The following is a 22,657-nucleotide window of genomic DNA, read 5'->3' as shown; positions in this document are numbered from 1 at the left end:
GGCCGGTCATGGCGATCACCATCCTGTTCGGGGTCTTCACCCTCCTGCTTCTGATCGGCACGCCGGTCGCCTTCTGCCTCGGCCTCGCCTCGCTGGCGACCATTCTCTATATGGGCCTGCCGCCGGTCGTGGTGTTTCAGCAGATCAATTCCGGCATGAACGCCTTCTCGATGCTGGCGATCCCCTTCTTCATCTTCGCCGGTGACCTGATGATGCGCGGCGGCATCGCCGACCGGCTGATCGGCATGGCGGCGTCCATGCTGGGGCATCTGCGCGGCGGGCTCGGCCAGGTGAACGTCGTCGCCTCGACCCTGTTCGGCGGCATTTCCGGCTCCGCCGTCGCCGACGCTTCGGCGATCGGCGGGATCATGATCCCCCAGATGGACAAGCGCGGCTATGCCCGCGACTACGCCGTGAACGTGACGGTGAGCGCGGCGATCATCGCGCTGCTGATCCCGCCCTCGCACAATATGATCATCTATTCGCTGGCGGCCGGCGGCACGATCTCGATCGCCGATCTGTTCACCGCCGGCATCGTGCCGGGGCTGCTTCTGGCGCTCGCTTTGATGATCACGGCCTATGTCGTGGCGCGCCGCCGCGGCTATCCCGCCGGGGTGTTTCCCGGCTGGGGCGGCGTGCTGCGCGCGGTGGTCGCCGCGGTGCCGGGCATCCTGCTGATCGGCATTATTTTCGGCGGCGTGCGCTCGGGCATCTTCACCGCGACGGAATCCTCCTGCATCGCCGTGGTCTATGCGCTGCTGGTGACCGTTCTGGTCTATCGCGAACTCGATTTTCCCGCCTTCTGGGACGCGACCCTCGGCGCCGTGCGCACCACCGCCATGGTGCTGCTGGTGATCGGCACGGCGGGCGCCTTCGGCTGGCTGATGGCCTTCCTCCAGGTGCCGAAGGCGACGATCGAACTGATGCAGTCCATCTCGGACAACAAATACGTCATCCTTCTGCTCATCAACATCATCCTGCTGGTGCTCGGCACCTTCATGGACATGGCGCCGATGATCATCATCTGCACGCCGATCTTCCTGCCGCTGATCAAGGCGTTCGGCATCGATCCGGTGCAGTTCGGGGTGATCCTGATCCTCAATGCCGGCATCGGCCTCAACACCCCGCCGGTCGGCTCCGTGCTGTTCGTGGGATGTGCGGTCGGCAAGATCAGCATCGGCGAGGCGATGAAGACGATCTGGCCGTTCTTCGGCGCCTCGGTCGCGGTGCTGATGCTCGTCACCTACATCCCGGCCGTGACCCTCTGGCTGCCGGCTTTGTTCCGCTGACCCTTCCATCGAGGCTATCATGATGATCACCGACGTCCGCCAGGTGTGCCATCCCGAGGCGGTGCGCCAGTTCGACACCGATGCGCTGCGCGCGCATTTCCTGGTGGACGGCCTGTTCGATCCCGGCACGATCCAGCTCACCTATTCGCATATCGAGCGCTTCGTGATCGGCGGCGCGACCCCGCTCGCCACGCCGCTCCGGCTGGAGAGCGACAGGGCGACGATCGGCTCTGCCAACTTCCTGGACCGGCGGGAACTGGGCGTGTTCAATATTGGCGGCCCCGGCACGGTGACCACCGACGGCGCGGTCCACGCGCTCGGTCCCCGCGACGCGCTCTATGTGGCGATGGGCACGACCGACGTCGTGTTCGCCTCCGACGATCCCGCCCGCCCGGCCAAATTCTATCTGCTCTCCACCCCGGCCCATGCCCGTCACGCGACCAAGGTGGTGCGGGCGGCGGAAGCCAAGAGCCTGGTGCTCGGCGATCAGGCGACCGCCAACAGGCGCACGATCACCCAGATGATCCATCCCGACGTGGTCACGTCCTGCCAGCTCGTCATGGGCATGACCCAGCTCGCCGAGGGCAATATCTGGAACACCATGCCCTGCCACGTCCATGACCGCCGTTCGGAGGTCTATCTCTATTTCGACGTCGCCCCCGATGCCCGCGTGATCCATCTGATGGGCAATCCGTCCGAGACGCGCCATCTGATCGTCGCCGACGGCGAGGCGGTGATCTCGCCGCCCTGGTCGATCCATTCCGGCGTCGGGACGCGGGCCTATACCTTCATCTGGGGCATGGGCGGCGACAATATCGACTATACCGACATGGACATGGTGGCGATGGACCAGTTGCGATGAGCGCCTTCGACCTTACCGGGCGGCGCGCGTTGGTGACCGGCGCCAATACCGGGCTCGGCCAGGCGATCGCCCTGGCGCTGGCGCAGGCGGGCGCCGACATCGTCGCGGTCGGCCGCTCGCCGATGGACGCGACCCGCGAATTGCTGCGGCCCACCGGTGTCGCCTTCACCGAAGTCCAGGCGGACCTCGCCACCCTCGCCGCGATCCCGGATCTCGTGGCGGCGGCGACGCGCGCGGGGCGGGTGGACATTCTGGTCAACAATGCCGGCATCATCCGCCGCGCCGATGCGATCGACTTCACCGAGGCCGATTGGGACGCGGTGATGGACGTCAATCTGAAGAGCGCCTTCTTCCTCACCCAGGCGTTCGCGCGCGGCTGGATCGCCGACGGGGCCGGCGGCAAGGTGATCAACATCGCCTCGCTCCTGTCCTTCCAGGGCGGCATCCGCATCCCCTCCTACACCGCCAGCAAGAGCGGGCTCGCCGGCCTGACGCGGCTGCTCGCCTGCGAATGGGCGGGCCGGGGGATCAATGTGAACGCGATCGCGCCGGGCTATTTCGTCACCAACAATACGGCGGCGCTGCGCGCCGACCCGACCCGCTCGGCCGACATCCTCGCGCGCATTCCCGCGGGCGCGTGGGGCGATCCGGCGGATATCGGCGGGGCGGCGGTGTTCCTCGCCTCCCCCGCCGCGCGCTATGTGCACGGCATCGTTCTGCCGGTCGATGGCGGCTGGCTGGCGCGGTGAAGGAGAGACCAATGTCCCAGAAGGGCCAGTATTTCGGCTTCGCCGACACCACTGCCGTCGCGACGGTCACGCCCAACGTGGACCGGCAGATCCTGACCTATAATGACGAGATCATGCTGGTGCGGGTGATCTGCACGCAGGCGGGGCCGTGCGGCGTGTTTCACGACCATCCCCATGTGCAGATCACGTCCGTGGAGAGCGGCGTGTTCGACGTCACCGTCGACGGCAGGACGGCGCGGCTGAAGGCGGGGGACAGCTTCTATGTCCCCTCCGGCCTGTGGCATGGCGCCGAATGCATCGAGCCGGGCGTGCTGGTCGATGTCTTCGCGCCGATGCGCGAGGAGTTCGTGGCGGCCTGAGCGCGCATATGCCATGTCGCGCCCGCGGGCTGTCGGCGCCGCGGCGGCGGGGGCCGGAGAGCGGGCGCCCTCCGGCCGCCTGCATCAGGCGATGCGGTCGCCGGGCTTGATCTGGACGGTGCGGCTGTCCACGCCCGGCAGCATCTTGGAGGGGTCGCGCGTCACCACCACGTCGAGCACGGTCGGCCCGCCGCAGCGCTCCAGCGAGGCGCCGAGCGCGCCCGCGAGGTCTTCCGGCCGCTCCACGCGGATGCCCCGGCAGCCCATGGCGTTCGCCACCGCCGCATAGTCGATCTCGCTGAGATCGGACGACTGGTAGGCGCCCTGGCCGTACATGAGATGCTGGAGCGCCTTCACATAGCCGGAGGCGGCGTTGTTGATGACGATGACGGTGAAGTCGAGCTTCAGCCGCCGCGCCGTCTCGAGCTCGCCCAGCATCATGTTGAAGCCGCCATCGCCGGTCAGGGCGAAGACCGGTGCCTCGGGCATCGCCAGCGCCGCGCCCATGGCGCCGGGCAGGCCATAGCCGATGGAGGCGGAGCCGCGGTCCGGCACGAAGGCCCGGCCGGCGCGGGGGGAATTGAACAGCAGCCCGCCCCAATGCGCGGCGAAGCCGCCATCGGCGATGAGATAGCCGTTCTCCGGCAGAATCGCGTTGATCTCGGTGAGCAGGCGGGCAATGTCGACGGGCGTCTCGGTGGAGTTGAGCCGCTCGCCCACTTTCTCCCGCCACGCGGCCATGCGCGCGGAAATGTCGGCCGGGCGGTCCGCCCAGCGGGCGGCGAGGCCCCCGGCCTGCGGCGCCAGTGCGGCGCCCAGATCGGCGAGGCCGAGCTTGGCATCGCCCCACAGCTTCACCGCGGCGGGCACGGTGCGGTCGAATTCCTCCGCCACGCAGTCGAGATGGATCAAGGTCTTGCCGGGGGAGGGGATGGTGTAGCGCTTGGTGGCGATCTCGCCCAGCTTGCAACCGACCACGATCAGGAGGTCGGCCTCCTCGATCAGCGGGTTGGCGATGCGGTCATAGCGGCCGAACAGGCCGGCATTGAGCGCATCGGCGCAGGGGATGGCGCCCTTGCCGCTCAGCGTGTGGGCGACCGGGATGTTGAGGGCGCGGGCAAAGGCGGTCAGCGTCTCCGCCGCACCCGAAATATGCACCCCGCCGCCGGCGAGGATGACGGGCGCCTTCGCCGCCGCGATCAGGTCCGCCGCCTTCGCGACGCTCTCCCCGTCGGGGCGCGTGCGCAAAGCGGGAATGCGCGCGAAGATGGGGTCCACCTCGAACGCGCTCACCGGGAACGGGTAGACCGCGTGGGAGATGTCTTCCGGAATGTCGATGACCACCGGGCCGGGGCGGCCCGAGGTCGCCACGGTGAAGGCGCGGCGCACCAGTTCGGGAATGCGGCTCACCATCTCGACACGGATCAACTCCTTGCAGACCGGGCGCAGCAGATCCACCTGCCGGCATTCCTGGGTCATGTTCTTCCAGGAATGGGCGCGGTGGGTGTCGCCGGCGAGGACCACCATGGGCGTTCCGGCATTCAGCGCTTCCATCAGGCCGGTCACCAGATTGGTGGCGCCCGGCCCGAGGGTGGCGTCGCAGAGACCGACGCGGCCGGACACCTTGGCATAGGCGTCCGCCGCGAAGATGCCGGCGCGTTCGTCATTGATCAGGACGTGCCGGAGGCCGAGCCGGCGCGCTGCGTCGTAGAACGGCAGGAGCTGGAAGCCGCCCATGCCGAAGCACACGCCGCCGCCGAAAGCGATGAACATGCGGGCGATCGCTTCGCCGCCGGTGATGGACAGGACTTCCGGGCCGGATGCGGCCTGAAGCTCGACATGCTGGGTCATGGAACAGGGTCTCTTCGTGCTGGAAAACAGGGTCAGTCGACGGTCGCGCCGGAGGCCTTCACCACCTTGGCCCACTTGGCGGTCTCGGAGGTGATGAAGGCGGCCAGCTGGCCCGGCGGGCTGGACACGGGGTCGGCGCCCAGGGCGGCGAACTGCTGCTTCACGACGGGGTCCGCCAGCGCCTTCACGGTCGCCGCATTGAGGCGGTCGACGATGTCCTTCGGGGTCTTTGCCGGCGCGACCAGCGCGAACCAGGACAGCACTTCGCACTCGGGCAGGCCCGCTTCGGCCATGGTGGGAATGTCGGGCGCGGCGGGGGAGCGTTCCGCGCTGGTGACGGCGAGCGCCCGCAGCCGGCCGGCCTTGATGTAGGGCAAGGCGGTGGAGAGATTGTCGAACATGGCCTGGATCTGGCCGCTCATCAGGTCCACCGACGCCGGGGCGCTGCCCTTGTAGGGCACATGGGTGAGCTTGACGCCGGCCACCATGTTGAACAGCTCGCCGGACAGGTGCACGGAGGAGCCGCTGCCGGACGAGCCGAAATGGATCTCGCCCGGCTTGCTCTTCGCCAGCGCGATGAATTCCTTCACCGTCTTTGCCGGAACCTCGGGATTGACCACGAGGACGTTCGGGACGGTCGCGACCAGCGAGATCGGGGCGAAGTCGCGCTCGAAATCAAAGGCGAGGCGCTTGTAGAGCGTGGTGTTGATCGTATTGGCGATCGTGCTCATGAACAGCGTGTAGCCGTCGGGCGCGGCCTTCGCGACATAAGCGGACGCGATGGTCGCCCCGGCGCCGGGCTTGTTCTCCACCACCACCGGCTGGCCGAGTTCCTCCGACAGTTTCTGGCCGAGCAGCCGCGCGACGGAATCCGTCGCGCCGCCGGCGGCATAGCCGACCACAAGATGAATGGTTTTTGCGGGATAGGCCTGCGCCGCTGCCGGCAGGGGGGCGGCCGCGAGCGCGGCGGCAAAAGCGAGCGGGCCAAGCAAAAGGGTTCTGCGGTCCATTGGCGTTCCTCCATCGATGGTTTCGTTAATGTCCATAATATGGACTGTTCAATTCTTCATAGAATCCATGAAAACCTATAATTCAAAACATAACTGTCAACAAAAAGATTCATTGACGAAGAGAGTCAAAATAAATAGTCCATATAGTGGATAAAATCGGAGGGAGCGGTGATGGCGGGGGCCGACACGGCCGGGGTTCAGAGCATCCGCCGCGCGGCGAGCGTGCTGCGCGCGCTGGCGCAGCGGAGCCAGTCCGGGGCGCGGATGGTGGACATCGCGCGGGAGACCGGCCTCGTCCACGCCACGGCCCACCGCATCGTGCAGGGCCTGATCGCGGAGGGGCTGGCCAGCCAGGATGCCGCCACCCGGCGCTACCATCTCGGACCATATGTCTATGAGCTGGGGCTGCTGGCGGAGCCGCGCCTCGCCTTCAGCAGCATCGCGGAATCCTCCGTGGACCTGCTGTCCGAGCGCACGGGCGATACCGTGTTCGCCGCCGTGCGCGCGGGCGGGGATGCCTTGTGCGTGCGGCGGAAGGCGGGCAGCTTTCCCATCAAGGCCTTCACCATCGATCTCGGCGCGCGCATCCCGCTGGGCGTCGGCTGCGGCGGTCTCGCCATGCTGGCGGCGCTGCCGGAGGAGGAGGCGGAGAGCATCATGGCGGCAAACGCACCGCGCCTCGCCAGCTTCACCGACCTGCCGCCGCAGGCGCTGCCCCGCCTCGTCGCGGAGGCCCGGGCCCGGGGCCATGCGGTGAATGTGAGCCGCGCCCCGGGCGTGGTGGCGGTCGGCGTTGCCGTGCGCGGCGCCGACGGCGCGCTCGCCGGCTCGCTGAGCGTCGCCGCCATCGAGAGCCGCCTGACGCCCGAGCGCATCGAACAGGTGGCGCGGCTGCTGCGCACGGAGGCGCGCCGCATCGAGAAGGCGCAGCAGCCCGCCGCGAAGCCGGAGCCGGAAAAAAGCGCCGACTGACCGCCCGCGCCCGCCGGTTCAGCGCCGCGCCGTCCTTCCCGCCCTGCGCGGTGGGGTCGACTTGAGGAGGTCGGACAGGAGGTATCCTAGAAGGCGTTCCGAGATCCGTCCGCAGCCGCCAGCCGGTTCAACCGGGCGGGGGGAGTTCCAGGGGAAAGGGCGTAGGGGTCCAGAACTTTTCGATCCTGAAGTTCCGGACCGTGATCGCCTCCCAGTCGTGCAGCAGGGCGGCGAGGCCGGGCCGGTCGTCGGCATCGAGCAGCGCGCACAAGGCACGGAGGCGATGACGCTTGTCGCGGATGCGCTCGGCGAGAGAGGGGTCGTCATCCCATTCCGGGCGATGGGCGTCGCGCAGCCGCCGCGCCGCGGCGAGATCGCCCTGCGCGACATCGACGATGATCTTGACGCTCGGCCAGTCGAAGAGTTTGTGGCGGAACATATGGCGGGAGACGAAGGCGAGATAGTCGTCGAGCGTGGTCACCGCGCGGAGCTTCGGCAAGGCCTGGTGCTCGATGGCCTCGATCAGCGCCTCCGCGATACCCGGCTGCTCCATCGACCAGAAGCCGGGATGGGGCGAGTGCGAATTGGCGATGAGATCGCCGAAGTCGAAGTGGAATCTGGATCCGGCCTCGAAGAGATGGATCATCGCCCAATACGGGTCGAAGACATTCGCGGACCCTGTCCGCCCGATCAGCACGCCGCGAGCGAAATGGGTGAGGGGCCTCATGAAAATCCATCGTCCGACCAAGACAAGATCCGGGTTCCGCGCCAGCAGCGGCGCGACCATTTTTTGAACTTGAGCGGCGGTAGTCATGGAGTGGCCTCACCTCAATGACAATAACCATTTTGGCGTGGGGGTAAAACCTATTGACGGCATCCGCCAATTCCTTCGCGCGTCCCCAGCGCAGACCACTTCGTCCCGTCTTTATATCATAGATGCAGACATTCCCCGTACCTGGGTTTTCATAGACATCGACACGTTTCGACCCCGGCGCGCCATAGTCGTCAAATCTCGACTTGCTTAGAGACAGCTCCGCTCGAAAGTTTGGATCGCGCGGGATCGGGTGGGGGCCGTTGATCTCGGTCTTGATCCGGAGATGGATCGCCGTGCCGCGTTCCGCCGGGCGCGGACATTCGCGATCTCGCCGGTCGACCGCTCACCCGCCGTCTCGCCCGAGCATCCGTCCGGGCGGTCCGGCCCGGACCCATCGGAGGCGCGTCACACCTAATGTCGACCTTCTGGCGATCGATCGCGGCACGGTCACTGCACCGGCTGGATGTGGGAAGACCCATCTGATCGCGCAGGCGCTCTGGCGCCGCATCGCCACACGCAACGACCGATGCGCTCACACCTTCTTCTCTGCCATATGCATCGCCCCAGCCATCATCTTCTGGCTCTGATCAATGAGTCCTGAGCCGAGAGGCCATTTACATCTGCCGTGCGATCGGGCGTTGACAGGCGGCCGTGCCTTTCATGCAGCCTCCCGCAGCGCGGGATGGGCAGTGACCGCAGCTGCGCCTGTTGGCGGTATCAAGGTCCGCCTTTGGCGTTGCGCGGGGCGGGCCCGCATGGTCAAGTCGATCATATCGACTTTGGGGACGATTAGGGACGGACATGGGTAGGCCTCGTTCTTCTTCGCGCCGGCGACCGTCACGCCGCGGGTCGGCGCTTCGCCTCATTGCGATGTCGGCTGCCTGCGGCCTCGCGTCGGCCGGCGTGGCCTCCGCCACCGATATTCCCCTCACGTACGGGGCTGCCCCGACCAATTCGAGTTATCGGCTCACTATCAATGTCGGCGTGAACGACGGCGTGCCGCAGACCTATCTCTTCGATACTGGGTCTTCCGGCTTCAACGCGGATTTTCACTTCACCTCCGGGTCGGCACCAACAAGCTATACGACGGTGGTCGGCACGCCATTCTATTTTACCTACGGCGACTCGGGTCCTTCCCATGGCTTTTATGAGACGGCCATCGCGGTCCCCGAGATCTCCTTTTACAAGACCCTGACCGGACCGGCGGTCGCGACCGTCACGGCGGCGAGCCCCGGCTTCCTCATGGGCGACGTCATCTACCCCGTGACGTACAACGGTTCGACTTACACGCCGCAGGCCGAAGTGCAGGGCGACGCGGCCGGGACCTCGGGGACATTCGGCGCGGCCAACGCCACGACGAGCAATTATGGCGGCATCGTCTTCGGCGGGATCCTGGGCCAGGCGACGACCTCCGGATATGTCATCGCCGCCAACTGCCTGTCGGAGGGCAGCGGCTGCAACCCCCACGTCATCCTCAACCTCACGCCTTCGATCCGGGCCCAGTTCGACCAGGTCTTCGGATGGTCCGCGAACGGCACGCCGTTCCCGACATCCGGGGCGAACAGCGCCGAGCTCTACGCCATCACGTTCAACTACAACGTGGTTGGATCCAATAATTCCGGATCCTATCAGTATCCGGCGAATACGCTGCTCGATACGGGAACGAATACCTACAATCTTTATGTGAATGCGTCGGTTGCGGCCTCCGCTCTGTCGGCCGTATCGTCGATGGTGGTCAGCAATCCGCAGAGCGGCGCCGTCCTGCAAACGGTGAACGGCGCATCCTCCGGACCGAATATCATCAACTTCACCACCGGCAGTCCCAGCGTCCGAACCATCCTCGGCATCGGGTTCTTCATGGGGAACTCGGTGATGTACGATCTCGCGAACAATCAGACCGGCATCACCTCATTCTTCGTGACCGACCAGGATGCGGAGGCGACGGGCGCCGCGCCCTTTACCGTCGGCGCGAGCACCGGCAACGCTGGCCAGTTCGGCATGGCGGGCGTGATCTCCGGCGCTGGCGGCGTGGTGGTGACGCAGGGCGGGCAGGCGAAGCTCAGCGCGGCGAACACCTTTGCCGGAACGACCACCATCAATCAGGGCGGTTGGCTCGGTCTCGTCGGGCCCGGCAGCATCGCCCAGTCGGCCGGCGTCGTGAACAACGGCGTGTTCGACATCTCCGGCACCGGTATCGTGCCCGGCACGGCCGGCCTGACGACGAACGGCGCTTCGATCACGACCCTCTCCGGCAGCGGCCTCGTGTCGCTCGGCGGCCAGACCCTGACGCTCACGGCGGCCTCAGGCACCTATTCCGGCGTGCTCGCCGACGGCGGCTACGCGGGTGGTGCCGGCGGCGGCCTCATCATCTCCGGCGGCACCGAGACCCTGAGCGGCGCCAACACCTACACCGGCGGCACGGCGGTCCAATCCGGCGCCACCCTGATCCTCACCGGCTCGCTCGCCGGCAGTGTGATCAATGGCGGCACGATCCAGAACAGCGGCTCGATCGGCGGGCCGGTCGTTAACCAGGGCTGGCTCGCCGACAACGGCACGGTCGGCGGGTCCGTTCTCAATTCCGGCCTCGTCACCGGCAACGGCACCATCGGCGGCGACCTCGTGATGCTGAATGGCAGCGTGGTCGCCCCGGGCAACTCGATCGGCACGCTCCATGTCGGCGGCAACGTCGTCTTCCAGCCAGGCTCCTCCTATGCGGTGCAGATCAATGCCGGTGGGGCGAGCGATCTCATCCAGGCCGGCGGTGCGGCCGCAATCAACGGCGGTGCCGTGCAAGTCTCGGTCGGGTCTGGCTTCGTCGTCGGCCTCAACACCTTCAGCATCCTGACGGCGAACGGCGGCGTCGGCGGCCAGTTCACGTCGATCAACGATCCGTTCGGCACGAACTATCCCTTCCTCGACGCCGCGCTCATCTATGGCCCGAACGGCATCTCGCTCATCAGCACCCGCAGCAGCGTGCCGCTCGCCTCGGTCGCGCGGAACGCCAACCAGGCGGCCGTCGCCGCCGCCCTCGACACCATTCCGGCGACCGGCCCGTTGGTGAACGCCGTCGTCTCGCTCAACGCCTCGACGGCACCGGCGGCCTTCTCGGCTCTGTCAGGCGGGATCTATCCGTCCATCGACACGGTGCTCCAGGCTCAATCCGTCTATTTTCGCGATGCCGTCACCGATCGCCTGCGTCAGGCCTTCGCCACCGCGGCGGCGCCGGCCGTCGGACCGAAGACAGCTGCGCTCATGCCCGGTCTTCTCCCGACCGTCTGGACCCAGGCCTATGGCAGCTGGGGCGACGGTGAGGGTGGCGCCGGCGTCGCCGACGTCTCCCGCTCGATCGGCGGCTTCGTCACCGGTCTCGACAACCCGATCGGCGACAACGCCCGCATCGGCCTAGCCGCCGGCTACTCCCAGTCGCGGTTCAAAGCGGGGGCGCTGTCGTCGTCCGGCGAGAGCGACAATTACGACGTCGCGCTCTATGGCGGCGCAGAGTTCGGTGCGCTCGGCCTGCGCCTCGGCGCGAGCTACACCTGGCACGACGTGTCGGTGAGCCGCTCCGTTGCCTTCCAAGGCTTCTCGCAGGCCCTCTCGTCGTCCTACGATGCCGGCTCCACGCAGGTCTTCGCCGAGGCTGGTTACGGCATTGCGACGCCCTACGCCGATTTCGAACTGTTCGCCGGTGTCGCACATGTCAGCCTCCAGACCGATGCGATGAGCGAGACCGGCGGCGCGGCGGCACTCCAGAGCGGCTCCTCGACCCAGGACAACACGTTCACGGCGCTCGGCTTGCGCGCAGCCAAGGGCTTTGCCGTCAACGGCGGAACGGTGACGGCGTCTGCCAGCCTCGGCTGGCAATATGCCTTCGGCGACACGACGCCGATCTCGACCCTCTCGTTCAAGGCGGGCGGATCGGCGTTCCAGGAGACCGGCACGCCGATCGCCCGCAACGCGGCGCTCGTCGGCGTCGGCTTCGACTTCACGGCGACGCCGAACATCACTGTCGGCTTCCACTATGCCGGCCAGCTCGCGGGGTCCTCTCAGGACAACGCCATCGACGGACGCATCTCGATCAAGTTCTGACCGTTTGCTTAAAAGCCCTCTGTGGCATGCATTTGAGGCTGACTGACGTTGCGCCCAGCCTTTACCAGCCCTGAGTTCGCCCTGGCGGTCGGTTGCGGTCTGTCGACCTGTGGTGGAGACGGTATCTGGCACGGAGCCATTCACGGGGCGCAGCGGCCTATCTCGTCTGGGGTGCGACGTGGCGGCGAAGGCGGATGGCGATGGCAAACACGTGGTCGGCGCGGACCCGCATTCCGAGTGGGCTCTCAACTGATCCGATCGAAACAACGCAAGGGACTCTCGATCCATGCGCCAAAGGCAAACGCTCCCAAGTGCACGCCTGAATGCCGGTATGAGGCCGGGAGCGTATGCCGCCGGAAAGCGACGATGATCGCCTCTTTCTCGATCGACAGCACGGTCGATGTCGGGTCCCTCGGACCCGTCGGCAGATCGGCGACCGAGATCCGCTTCTTCCTCTCGGCCACGGTCTTTTGGTTGATCCCTTAGCGCTTTGCCAGAGCCCTCAGGCTCTCTTGACTATGCTGTATCGCTCGACGGACCGCCCCCGTCCTTGGGCGCTCCCATGAAGAACCCGGCCCATAGTGCTTCCTTCCACTCCTGCGAAAAGACTGCACCATCAAAGCCCGGGATCAAACATCTAGGCGATCGCGCAGGAGGCTTCCTGCACCTTGCGCGTGGACTCCTCCATCTGGCTCGTGGCGGCGGCGATCGCCTTCACATTCTGCCGCACGGTTTCCACCGCGCGGGCCGCCATGCCCATATTGGCCGCGACCTCCCGGGTCACGGAGGTCTGCTCCTCGACCGCGGCGGCGATGACCGCCCCGATGCCGCTGAGGTCGGCGACCGTCTCGGTCACCGACGCCAAAGCCTGCGCCGCCTCCCCGGTCGCCCGCTGCACGCTCTGGATCTGCAGCGCGATGTCGCCGGTGGCATTGGAGGTCTGGCCCGCCAGCGTCTTTACCTCGGAGGCGACCACCGTGAAGCCGCGGCCGGATTCGCCCGCGCGGGCGGCCTCGATGGTGGCGTTGAGCGCCAGCAGATTGGTCTGCTCGGCGATCTTGTCGATCAGATTGACCACATTGCCGATCTTCTGCACCGCCTCCGTCAATTGCCCGACGATCGCGTTGGTGCGCGAGCCGGCCGTCTGTGCGGCATCGGCCAGTGCGCTCGATTTGTGGACCTGGCGGCGGATCTCCTCCACCGAGGACGCGAGTTCCTCCGCGCCGGCGGCGACCGATTGAACGTTGTTCGCCGTCTGGTCGGTGGCGGCCGAGGCCGAGGCCGCCTGGAAATTGGTGTTTCGGACTTCCTCCGAGATCCGCGCGAGATCCTGCGCGATGGCTTTCTGAATCTCTTCCCGGCGCATCCGCCGCTCGACCGCGTCGGTGACGTCGGTGGCGAACTTCACCACCTTGAAGGGCCGTCCGGCGTCGTCGACGATCGGGGTATAGGTCGCCTGGATCCAGACCTCGCGCCGTCCCTTGCCGATGCGCTTGAACTCGCCTTGCTGAAACGTGCCGGCCCCGAGCGCGCGCCAGAAATTGCGATAGTCTTGGCTGTCGCGATCATCCGCGGATACGAACAAGGAGTGGTGCTTTCCTTTGATCTCGTCGAGCGTGTATCCGAGCGCGCGCAGAAAGTTCTCGTTCGCGTCGGTGATGATGCCGTCCATGGTGAAGTGGATGACGGCCTGCGAGCGCCCGATGGCGGCGATCTGGCCCTCCCGGTCCGCATTGATCCGCTTGCCGTCGGTGATGTCCGCCGCGAATTTGATGATCTTGTAGACCCGGCCTGCTGAATCCAGCACGGGATTGTACGTGGCCGTGAGCCAGATCTCGGCGCCACCCTTCGCCACACGCTTGAAGTCGCCGGCATAGAACTGCCCGCTCTTCAAGTGTTTCCAGAAGTGCCTGTAGTCTTCCGACCGGCCATAGGTCGGGTCGACGAACAGGCTGTGGTGCTTGCCCTTGATCTCGTCGAGCGTGTAGCCGATTACCTTGAGGAAATTTGCATTCGCCGTAATGATTTCCCCGTCGGGGGTGAACTCGATGGTCGCAAGCGAGCGGTCGAGCGCCCGCAGGGCCTGCGCCGCCTCAACAAACCGTCCAAACATCGCTGCACCCATCCGATCCGAGCAAGTCGATCTCGGTTCTGCGCGGCTCACCTTGCGTGAGCCTTGCGCGGCGCGGGAGATGGGGTGGAGGGCTATTTGCGCGTCAGCAGGAACACGGCCTGTTCGCCGAGCAGGTTCCACACCCACCAGGGCATGTTGAAGCGCACGCGATGGCCGGAGGAATCCAATGCCACCGCCCGCTCCATGCGCGCTCCCAGGACTTCGACCAGTTCGACGAAGTCGCGGATGGTGCAGAAATGGATGTTCGGGGTCTCGTACCAGGCGATCGGCATGTTCTCGGTTACCGGCATACGGCCGTGCACGACGAGATCGAAGCGCGAGCGCCAGTGGCCGAAATTGGGGAAGGAGACGATGGCGTGGCTGCCGATGCGCAGCATCTGCTCCAGCACCCAGCGCGGCCGCCGCGTCGCCTGCAGGGTCTGGGAGAGGATGACATAGTCGAAGGCGTCGTCGGGATAATGGGCGAGATCGACATCGGCGTCGCCCTGGATCACGGCGAGGCCGCGCGCGACGCCCGCATTCACCCCCTCGCGCGAGAGTTCGATGCCGCGCGCGTCGCAGCCGCGCGTCGTCGCGAGCAGATCGAGCAGTTCGCCGTCGCCCGCGCCGACATCGAGCACGCGCGATCCGGGCGCCACCATTTCGGCGACCACGACGAGGTCGACGCGCCCGCCCGAGGTGCGGACCGCGGTCTCGTCGAGCGGCTGGGCGCGGGTCCAGGCGAAGCCGGTCATCGGTCGCGGGCCACCGGCAGTCCGGCGGTCTTGGCGGCGCTGTCCAGGAAGCCGCGGGTGATATCCGAAAGTTCCGGCTCGTCGAGCAGGAAGGCGTCGTGGCCCTTGTCGCTCTCGATCTCCGCGAACGAGACGGGGGCGCCCGAGGCGTTCAGGGCATGCACGATGGCTCGGGAATCCTGGGTCGGAAACAGCCAGTCGCTGGTGAAGGAGACCACGCAGAAGCGCGTCTTGCTGCCCCGGAAGGCGTTGGCGAGCACCCCGTCATATTCCGCGGCGAGGTCGAAATAATCCATGGCGCGCGTGACATAGAGGTAGGAATTGGGATCGAACCGCTGGACGAAGCTCTCGCCCTGGTGGCGCAGATAGCTCTCGACCTGGAAGTCGGCGTCGAAGCCGAAGGTCGGCAGCGCCCGGTCCTGGAGCCGCCGACCGAACTTCCGGTGCAGGGCCTGGTCCGACATGTAGGTGATGTGGGCCGCCATGCGCGCCACTGCGAGCCCGCGATGCGGGGTGACGCCGAACTGGAGATAGTGGCCGCCGTGCCAGTCGGGATCGGCCATCACGGCTTGGCGGCCGACCTCGTGGAAGGCGATGTTCTGCGCGGAATGGCGCGCGGCGGTGGCGATCGGCAGGGCGGAGACGACGCGCTCGGGATAGCTCGCCACCCATTGCAGCACCTGCATGCCGCCCATCGACCCGCCGGCGACGCAGAGCAGCCGCTCGATGCCGAGATGGTCGAGCAGCATGGCCTGGGCGTTCACCATGTCGCGGATGGTGACGAGCGGCATGTCGAGGCCGTAGGGGCGGCCGGTCTGCGGATTGGTGGAGGAGGGGCCGGTGGTGCCCATACAGCCGCCGAGCACATTGGCGCAGATCACATAGAAGCGCTCGGTGTCGATCGGCTTGCCGGGGCCGACCAAGGTCTCCCACCAGCCCGGCTTGCCGGTGACCGGATTGACGTTCGCGACGTGCTGGTCCCCGGTCAAAGCGTGGCAGACGAGGATCGCATTGGTCCGCGCGGCATTGGGCTCGCCATAGGTCTGATAGGCGATCTGGAGATCGTGAAGCACCAGTCCGGCATCGAGCCGGAGGGTTTCGCCGGGGAAGGAGGCCACCGGCGAATGAGGGGCGTCCGCCTCGCGCCGTGCGCGCGCCTCCTCCGTATCCAGCGGCGGGGCCGCGATGTTGATCAACCGATCCATCGCGCCACCAAGCGACCGAAGGCCGCTTGTGTCAAGCCGAGGGCGGCGGGTCAGCGGCCGGCGTCGGGCGTAACGCCCGGGCTCTCCTGGCACAACGGATCGATCTCGCGGCAGCCGAACACGTTGAGGTTGTGAGGGGATTGCGGCAAGCCGCGGGTGTCGCGGGCATCGATGCTGCCGGTGGCGGCGGGATCCGGACCGAGCCGATCATCGTCGCGGGCCGGTGGGACAGCGGAGGGCGAGGGGACCAGCGCCCCGGTCGGCTGACGGACGGTGGGGTCGGTCCCGGTCTGCGCGTTCGCAGGGCCGGCGTGGAGCGCGCCGAGGAAGATCAGGGCAGCGGCTGCGAGGACGGCACGGCGCATGAGAGTCTCCTGTCGGCGCCGAAGGCGCTGTCGGGGCGCCGCCATGCGACGCTTTGAAGGGAAACACGCCGGCCGCGCTCGAGTTCCGCGCGGACAAAGCGGGATCGCGCACGCCGCCGCGATTCGGTCCCGTTTCGGCCGCTTCTGTTCCCCGCGCGGCCGGTCCGGCATCCCGATCCGGGACGGTCGGGCAGGCGGGGGAACGAAGCGGGATCTCGCGGGCAGCAGCGATTCGCGCGCCTTTCGTTCGCGTCCCGTGCCTCTACGGGTGGCACTGTGGTCCCTCGGTCCCAATATGATACACAGGCCCCTCACGCGCCGGACCTCCCGCCCCGCCCATGGATGATGTGACCAAACTCGCGGTGCTGCCGCGCACCGTCCGGGCGCGCGGCGTGACCGCGGTGCTCGGCCCGACCAATACCGGCAAGACCCATCTCGCGATCGAGCGGATGCTCGGTCATTCCAGCGGCATGATCGGCCTGCCGCTGCGCCTTCTGGCGCGCGAGGTCTATCAACGCTGCGTCGAGCGGGTCGGGGCCAAGCATGTGGCGCTGATCACCGGCGAGGAGAAGATCAAGCCGCCCGAGGCTCGGTACTGGGTGGCGACGGTCGAGGCGATGCCGCGCGACCTCGACGTCGCCTTCGTCGCCATCGACGAGATCCAGCTCGCCTGCGACTTCGATCGCGGCCACGTCTTCACCAATCGGCTGCTGAACCGGCGCGGCCGCCACGAGACCCTGGTGCTCGGGGCCGCCACCATGCGCCCGCTGCTCGAGCGGCTGATGCCCGGCATCAACAGCGTGGTGCGCCCGCGCCTCTCGACCCTGTCCTTTGCGGGCGAAAAAAAGATCACCCGGCTGCCGCCGCGCTCGGCGATCGTCGCCTTCTCGGCCGAGGAGGTCTATGCCATCGCCGAACTGATCCGGCGCCAGCGCGGCGGCGCGGCGGTGGTGATGGGGGCCCTCTCGCCGCGCACCCGCAACGCCCAGGTCGAACTCTATCAGAGCGGCGAGGTGGACTATCTGGTCGCCACCGACGCCATCGGGATGGGCCTCAATCTCGACGTCGACCATGTCGCGTTCGCTTCCGACCGGAAGTTCGACGGCTGGCAGTTCCGCCGCCTCAATCCATCCGAAATGGCGCAGATTGCCGGGCGCGCCGGCCGCGCCACGCGCGACGGCACCTTCGGCACGACGGGCCGCTGCCCGCCTTTCGAGACCGAATTGGTGGAGCGGCTGGAGGGCCATGTCTTCGAGACTGCCGCGGTGTTGCAGTGGCGCAACGCCGTGCCGGATTTTTCCTCGCTGGCGGCGCTCCAGGCCAGCCTGGCCGTCCCGCCGCGGGAGGAGGGGCTGACCCGCGCGCCGACCGGCGACGACGTGCAAGTGCTGGAAATCATGAGCCGCGAGCCCGAGGTGGCGGCGCGCGCGGACAGGGCGGACGTGATCGCGCGGCTGTGGGACGTGTGTCAGGTTCCGGACTATCGAAAGATCTCTCCAGGGGCCCATGCGGAGCTCCTGCGGACGCTTTTCGACCATGTCGGGACGGGTGGGCAGTTGCCCGATGCGTGGTTCGCGCGTCAAATCGCCTTGACCGATCGCGCGGAAGGGGACATCGACACGCTGTCGAGACGGATCGCGCAGGTGAGGACACTCACCTATGTGGCCAACCGCCCCGATTGGCTAAAGGATCCAGGACACTGGCAAGGCGTCACGAGAGGGGTCGAGGACAAGCTGTCCGACGCACTGCACGAGCGGCTGGCACAACGCTTCGTGGACCGACGGACCAGCCTGCTCATGCGGCGCCTGCGAGAGAATACGATGCTCGAAACTGAGATCAGCAAGACCGGCGACGTTACCGTGGAGGGCCACATGATCGGCCATCTCCAGGGCTTCCAGTTCGCGCCCGACCCGACCGCTGGCGGGGAGGAGGCGAAGGCGCTGCGCGCTGCGGCCCAAAAGGCGCTCGCCGGAGAGATCGAGGCCCGCGCGGCCCGGCTCTCGGCGGCGGCCGACGAGGCCTTCGTGCTCACCGCCGACGGCACGGTGCGCTGGATCGGCGAGCCGGTGGCGAAGCTCATCCCCGGTGAGGAGGTGCTGCGTCCGCGCTTCAAGATCATCGCCGACGAGCATTTGACCGGCCCGTCCCGCGACCTCGTCGATGCGCGCCTCGCGCTCTGGCTGAAGGCGCATGTCGACAAATTGCTCGGCCCGCTGACCAAGCTCGCCGAGGCGCAGGACCTCGCGGGCATCGCGCGCGGAATCGCCTTCCAGATCGTCGAGAGCCTCGGCGTGCTGGAGCGGACCCGGGTGGCCGAGGAGATGAAGACCCTCGATCAGCCCTCGCGCGCCACCCTGCGCGGATATGGCGTGCGGTTCGGGGCCCACCACCTCTATCTGCCGGCTCTGATGAAGCCGGCGCCGCGCGCCCTCGCGCTCGAACTCTACGCCCTGAAGCATGGCGGCCTCGCCCAGAAGGGGCTCGACGAGCTGCCGAGCCTGGCCGCGTCCGGACGCACCTCGATCCCGGTCGATGTCGAGATCCAGAAGGGCCTCTACCGCGCCGCCGGCTTCCGGGTGTGCGGCGAACGGGCGGTGCGGGTGGACATTCTGGAGCGGCTCGCCGATCTGATCCGCCCGGCGCTCGCCTGGCGCCCGCAATCGCCGGGGCCGAAGCCGCCGGGCGCGGTGGACGGACGCGGGTTCACCGTGACGGTCGGGATGACGTCCCTGGCCGGCTGCTCGGGCGAGGATTTCGCCTCGATCCTGCGCTCGCTCGGCTATCGCATGGAGCGCCGCGCCGCACCGCCGCCCGAGGCGCCGAGCGCCCCTGCGGCGCCGGTCGCCGCAATTCCCGACTTCGCCCCCGCGCCCGAAGGCGCAATCGAAGCGGATCTTCTGTTCGATCTCGCCGCGCCGGCTTCGGCCGAGGGGAGCGCCCCTGACGACGCGGCACAGGATGTCGAAGCGATCGCCGAGGCGACACTCGACGAAGCCGGCGCGCCGGATGCCGAAGCCGCTCCGGATGCCGACGCTCCGGACACAGACGCTCCGGACACAGACGCTCGGGATGCCGACGCGGCCGCAAGCGAGGCGGGGGCAGACGATTCCGCATCCGCTGAACCTGAAAGCGACGTGGCGCGCGACGCATCGGTGGGTGACGAGGTTTCGAGCGAGGTCGTGGCGAGCGACGACGCGTCGGCTGCGGAGGCCGCTGAGGCCGATGCCGCCGCGCCGGACGCGGCCAGCTATGTTGAAGCCGTTGCCACGGCGCCCGAAGGCGGCGCCGTGGAAGGCAATGCGGGTCAGGACGCCTCCGAGCCGGCTTTGATCGAAGTGTGGCGTCCCGGCCGTCCGCCGGGTGCGCCGCGCCGCGACAGGCCGTCGCGGGACGGGCAGCCGGGGGGCGAGGGCGCGGACCGGCGCGAGGGCCGTCCGCAGCATCGCCGCGGCCGTCCGCACCCGGGCGCCGGGGGCGCCCCGTCGTCGGAACCGGCCGGCGAACGCCAGGCCCGTCCGCCGCGTCAGGATCGTCCCGACCGCCAGGATCGTCCCGACCGCCCGGATCGGCAGGACCGCCCAGAGCGTCAGGATCGCCCGCAGTTCCGCGGTCCGCGCGAAGGCGAGGGGCCGCGCGGTCCCCGTCCCGACCGCCCGCCGCAGCACCAGGAGCGTCGCCGCGACAAGCCGGCGGATCCGGACAGCCCGTTCGCCGCCCTCGCCGCGCTGAAGGCGCGCATGGAGGCGGAGAAGAAGGGAAGCTGAGTGGCGGACATCGCCCCGCAGGAGCGCCAGCGGCTCGACATCTGGCTCTGGCACACGCGTGTTGTCCGGGCCAGGTCCGCCGCGGCGGACCTGGTTCGCACCGGCCATGTGCGGGTCGACGGCACGCGCGTGACCAGCGCCGGCTATGCCGTGAAGGTCGGGCAGGTCGTGACGGTCAGCCTCGACCATGCGGTCCGCGTGTTGCGCGTGGTCGGCTTTGCGGAGCGTCGCGGGGATGCTACATCAGCAGTCGAGACATTCGAAGATATTACGGATTTGTTAGGTAAATAACGTCGCGCCACAACGCGCTTGCGCGGCCGGGGCGCCCGGGCTAACCGGCGCTGCGAGAGGAACGTGTCATGACCTATGTCGTCACCGAGAACTGCATCCGCTGCAAATACATGGACTGCGTGTCCGTGTGCCCGGTGGACTGTTTCTACGAGGGCGAGAACATGCTCGTCATCCATCCCGACGAATGCATCGATTGCGGCGTGTGCGAGCCGGAATGCCCGGCCGAGGCGATCAAGCCGGACACCGAGAGCGGCCTCGAAAAATGGCTCGGCCTGAATGCCGAATACGCCAAGGTGTGGCCGAACATCACGATCAAGCGCGACGCGCCCGACGATGCCAAGGACTGGGACGGCAAGCCCGGCAAGGAAGAGCTGTTCTCCGCCGAGCCGGGCACCGGGGATTGACGCCGCGGCCGGCGTCTCCGTCGGTCAGTCGCGATCGCCGGGCAAAGCGGCGAGCGGCTCGTATTGCGACAGAATAAGGGTGCCCGCCGCGTCCAGATAGGCGCGGCCGAACGGCGTCGCCAGCGTGTCCGGCGTGCGCCAGATGGTGCCCCCGATCGGCGGGTGCGCGCCCGGCCTGCTGCAGGGAACGGCGATCGTCACGCTTTGGCCGAGCCCGTAGAGACCGCCGCGCTCGACCCGCCGTACCGCGCCGGACACCGCGCAATCGCCGAACGGTGCCGGCGGCGGCGCGACCGCGGCGACGGCGATCACGATCACCTCCGGTGCGGTGCGCCGGGCGTCCTCGTAATAGTGCGGCGCGAGAAGCGCCGCCGCTTCGCCCGCCATTCCCAGCACGGCGGCGGTGATTCCCGCCCCGATCCATCTGCGCATCGGTTTCTCCCGCGGCGGCAAAGCCCCGCCGTGACGACGGATCATCGACGACGTTTGCTGAATTTTTCGCTGCAGCCCGCCGCTCGGCTATGGCGAGACCATGCCGGACAGGCGCGTGACCAGTGCCACCAATTCGGACTGCCGGCGCACGTCCAGCTTGTTGAAGATCGATCGCAAATGCGTCCGGGCGGTCTCATAGGCGATGCCGAGCAACTCGGCGGCCGTGCGCAGGCGCGCGCCTTGCCCCAGCGCCTCGGCGAGGCGGATTTCGGCCGGTGTCAGCCCCATCGCTGCCAGATAGTGCGCCACACTCTTGCGCGTGGGATCGAGGCGGCGGATCAGCAACATGGCCCCGCCGTCTCCAAACGCCACCTGCTCCAGCGTGTCGAGCCGCGGCCGAAGAGGCGCCACTTCGACATGGTAAGGCGGCCGCCCCTCCGCGCGGTGGACGAGAAAGCCGCGTGCGGGAAGAAGATCGTCGCCCGGTAGCGCGGCTTTGATCGCGGCCTGAAGGCGCGCATCGTCGGCGCGCAGGGTTGCGTGCACCGTGCCGTGGACCACCGTCAAGCCGTCGCCCATCATCTGCCGGGCGAGCGGGTTCATCGTTCGCACCTTGCCGCGGCCATCGAGCGTCACGACGCCCATCGCGATCCGCTCGAGGGCGCCGGAAAAATCGTCCGCCAGGCGGCGGGCGTCCGCCAGGGCCGTGGCGAGCGTCAGAGCCCGTGCGATATGCGGCGCCAGGGCGGCGAGCACCGCGACGTCCTGCGGGCTGTAGAGGCCTCTGCCGAGGCCGCGCTGGGTGGCGACGGAGAGCAATTGTCCTGGCCCCAGGGCGACGACGGTGGCCATCGATTGGGCGATGCCGTGGGGTCTCAGGAAGTCCTGGTAGAAGGGATCGCGCCGAATCTCCTCCTCCTCCATCACGAGGCGGTCGGTGCCCACCGCTCCGGGCCGGATGCCCCGGGTCACGAGGCGCCGGGTCGGCGTATCGCGCTGCCACCATTCCGCCTGATATTGCGCATTGGCCTCCAGGAGGGAGTCCGACGCCATCGAGCGGACCGTGCCTTCGGGGCCGACCGGGACCATGCTGGTGCCGATGGCACCGACCGAGCGCGAGATCGCATCGAGCGCCTCCGGCCAGCGGTCCGGCTCCAGCGCCGCGGCATAAAGCAGGTCGACGGTGGTCAAGAGGTCGATATCCGGCACGCGCACGCCCCGCTTTCCTCAGATCGCCCGGTCCGGCTTTCATCCGGAGGCGGCGCCGGCGGCCGCTCCGCCTCGCGGCACGATCTCCGGCCCGTGGCCGTCACCCGGGAAGCCACCGGCGCCG

General features: G+C 67.9%; 18 protein-coding genes and 2 pseudogenes. 10 read left to right on the top strand and 10 right to left on the bottom strand.

The annotated features are described in order from the left end of the window. The first annotated feature begins 8 nt into the window (after positions 1–8). Genes EDC64_RS13475 through EDC64_RS13460 form a run of 4 tightly spaced genes read left to right on the top strand, consistent with a single transcriptional unit; the run spans position 9 to position 3,259 of the window. Positions 9–1,289, top strand: coding sequence for a TRAP transporter large permease (locus tag EDC64_RS13475; RefSeq protein ID WP_132032157.1), 1,281 nt, complete (start codon positions 9–11; stop codon positions 1,287–1,289). Between the two features lie 22 nt (positions 1,290–1,311). Continuing rightward, positions 1,312–2,151: a 5-dehydro-4-deoxy-D-glucuronate isomerase gene (gene kduI, locus EDC64_RS13470; protein WP_132032410.1), complete on the top strand. Its 840-nt coding sequence runs from the start codon at positions 1,312–1,314 to the stop codon at positions 2,149–2,151. Next, complete coding sequence (kduD, locus tag EDC64_RS13465; protein ID WP_132032155.1) at positions 2,148–2,900, top strand: 2-dehydro-3-deoxy-D-gluconate 5-dehydrogenase KduD; 753 nt, start codon at positions 2,148–2,150, stop codon at positions 2,898–2,900. The genes kduI and kduD overlap by 4 nt, the downstream gene beginning before the upstream one ends. An 11-nt stretch (positions 2,901–2,911) precedes the next feature. Then, positions 2,912–3,259: a cupin domain-containing protein gene (locus EDC64_RS13460; RefSeq protein ID WP_132032153.1), complete on the top strand. Its 348-nt coding sequence runs from the start codon at positions 2,912–2,914 to the stop codon at positions 3,257–3,259. An 84-nt stretch (positions 3,260–3,343) separates the two neighbouring features. On the opposite strand, the gene EDC64_RS13455 is transcribed toward EDC64_RS13460, so the two are convergent. Both EDC64_RS13455 and EDC64_RS13450 read right to left on the bottom strand, forming a co-directional pair. Then, entirely contained in the window at positions 3,344–5,110 is a 1,767-nt protein-coding gene (locus EDC64_RS13455) for a thiamine pyrophosphate-binding protein (protein WP_132032151.1), read from the bottom strand. A gap of 32 nt (positions 5,111–5,142) precedes the next feature. Next, positions 5,143–6,120: a tripartite tricarboxylate transporter substrate binding protein gene (locus EDC64_RS13450; RefSeq protein ID WP_132032149.1), complete on the bottom strand. Its 978-nt coding sequence runs from the start codon at positions 6,118–6,120 to the stop codon at positions 5,143–5,145. A gap of 171 nt (positions 6,121–6,291) precedes the next feature. Here EDC64_RS13450 and EDC64_RS13445 point away from each other — a divergent pair, with 171 nt between their 5' ends. Further along, positions 6,292–7,092: an IclR family transcriptional regulator gene (locus EDC64_RS13445; protein ID WP_132032147.1), complete on the top strand. Its 801-nt coding sequence runs from the start codon at positions 6,292–6,294 to the stop codon at positions 7,090–7,092. 127 nt (positions 7,093–7,219) lie between these two features. On the opposite strand, the gene EDC64_RS13440 is transcribed toward EDC64_RS13445, so the two are convergent. Continuing rightward, complete coding sequence (locus EDC64_RS13440) at positions 7,220–7,819, bottom strand: hypothetical protein (protein ID WP_132032145.1); 600 nt, start codon at positions 7,817–7,819, stop codon at positions 7,220–7,222. Between the two features lie 557 nt (positions 7,820–8,376). Between EDC64_RS13440 and EDC64_RS23710 the strand changes: the two are divergent. Together EDC64_RS23710 and EDC64_RS13430 are read left to right on the top strand one after the other, a co-directional pair. Next, positions 8,377–8,493, top strand: a pseudogene (locus tag EDC64_RS23710) (IS5/IS1182 family transposase); the annotation flags it as partial. A gap of 283 nt (positions 8,494–8,776) precedes the next feature. After that, complete coding sequence (locus tag EDC64_RS13430) at positions 8,777–11,995, top strand: autotransporter outer membrane beta-barrel domain-containing protein (RefSeq protein ID WP_165933763.1); 3,219 nt, start codon at positions 8,777–8,779, stop codon at positions 11,993–11,995. A gap of 341 nt (positions 11,996–12,336) precedes the next feature. Here the strand turns inward: EDC64_RS13430 and EDC64_RS23705 are convergent. From EDC64_RS23705 to EDC64_RS13405, 5 genes and pseudogenes are all read right to left on the bottom strand, one after another. Further along, positions 12,337–12,575, bottom strand: a pseudogene (locus EDC64_RS23705) (IS481 family transposase); the annotation flags it as partial. A 57-nt stretch (positions 12,576–12,632) separates the two neighbouring features. Next, positions 12,633–14,108 (bottom strand): PAS domain-containing methyl-accepting chemotaxis protein, encoded by a 1,476-nt coding sequence (locus EDC64_RS13420; RefSeq protein ID WP_132032141.1) that lies wholly within the window; start codon positions 14,106–14,108, stop codon positions 12,633–12,635. A 92-nt stretch (positions 14,109–14,200) separates the two neighbouring features. After that, complete coding sequence (metW, locus tag EDC64_RS13415; RefSeq protein WP_132032139.1) at positions 14,201–14,863, bottom strand: methionine biosynthesis protein MetW; 663 nt, start codon at positions 14,861–14,863, stop codon at positions 14,201–14,203. Continuing rightward, positions 14,860–16,068, bottom strand: a complete 1,209-nt coding sequence (metX, locus tag EDC64_RS13410; RefSeq protein ID WP_132032137.1) for a homoserine O-acetyltransferase MetX — start codon at positions 16,066–16,068, stop codon at positions 14,860–14,862. Before metX ends, metW begins: the two co-directional genes overlap by 4 nt. A 50-nt stretch (positions 16,069–16,118) precedes the next feature. Further along, a complete protein-coding gene (locus EDC64_RS13405) occupies positions 16,119–16,433 on the bottom strand; it encodes a hypothetical protein (RefSeq protein ID WP_132032135.1) in 315 nt (104 codons plus the stop codon). A gap of 338 nt (positions 16,434–16,771) precedes the next feature. Here EDC64_RS13405 and EDC64_RS13400 point away from each other — a divergent pair, with 338 nt between their 5' ends. The 3 genes from EDC64_RS13400 (at position 16,772) to fdxA (ending at position 20,892) form a co-directional block, all read left to right on the top strand. Next, entirely contained in the window at positions 16,772–20,197 is a 3,426-nt protein-coding gene (locus tag EDC64_RS13400) for a helicase-related protein (RefSeq protein ID WP_132032133.1), read from the top strand. Continuing rightward, a complete protein-coding gene (locus EDC64_RS13395; RefSeq protein ID WP_245504691.1) occupies positions 20,198–20,488 on the top strand; it encodes an RNA-binding S4 domain-containing protein in 291 nt (96 codons plus the stop codon). Between the two features lie 68 nt (positions 20,489–20,556). Beyond that, a complete protein-coding gene (fdxA, locus tag EDC64_RS13390; RefSeq protein ID WP_132032131.1) occupies positions 20,557–20,892 on the top strand; it encodes a ferredoxin FdxA in 336 nt (111 codons plus the stop codon). Between the two features lie 24 nt (positions 20,893–20,916). Here the strand turns inward: fdxA and EDC64_RS13385 are convergent, their stop codons facing one another. Continuing rightward, a complete protein-coding gene (locus tag EDC64_RS13385; protein ID WP_132032129.1) occupies positions 20,917–21,324 on the bottom strand; it encodes a hypothetical protein in 408 nt (135 codons plus the stop codon). An 87-nt stretch (positions 21,325–21,411) separates the two neighbouring features. Beyond that, the gene (locus EDC64_RS13380; RefSeq protein ID WP_132032127.1) at positions 21,412–22,539 is read right to left on the bottom strand and encodes a helix-turn-helix transcriptional regulator; all 1,128 of its coding nucleotides are present in this window, start codon (positions 22,537–22,539) and stop codon (positions 21,412–21,414) included. Positions 22,540–22,657: the final 118 nt, after the last annotated feature.

The organism is Aquabacter spiritensis (assembly GCF_004346185.1).
Classification (GTDB): Bacteria; Pseudomonadota; Alphaproteobacteria; order Rhizobiales; family Xanthobacteraceae; genus Aquabacter; species Aquabacter spiritensis.
This window is presented reverse-complemented; position numbering and strand designations above follow the sequence as displayed.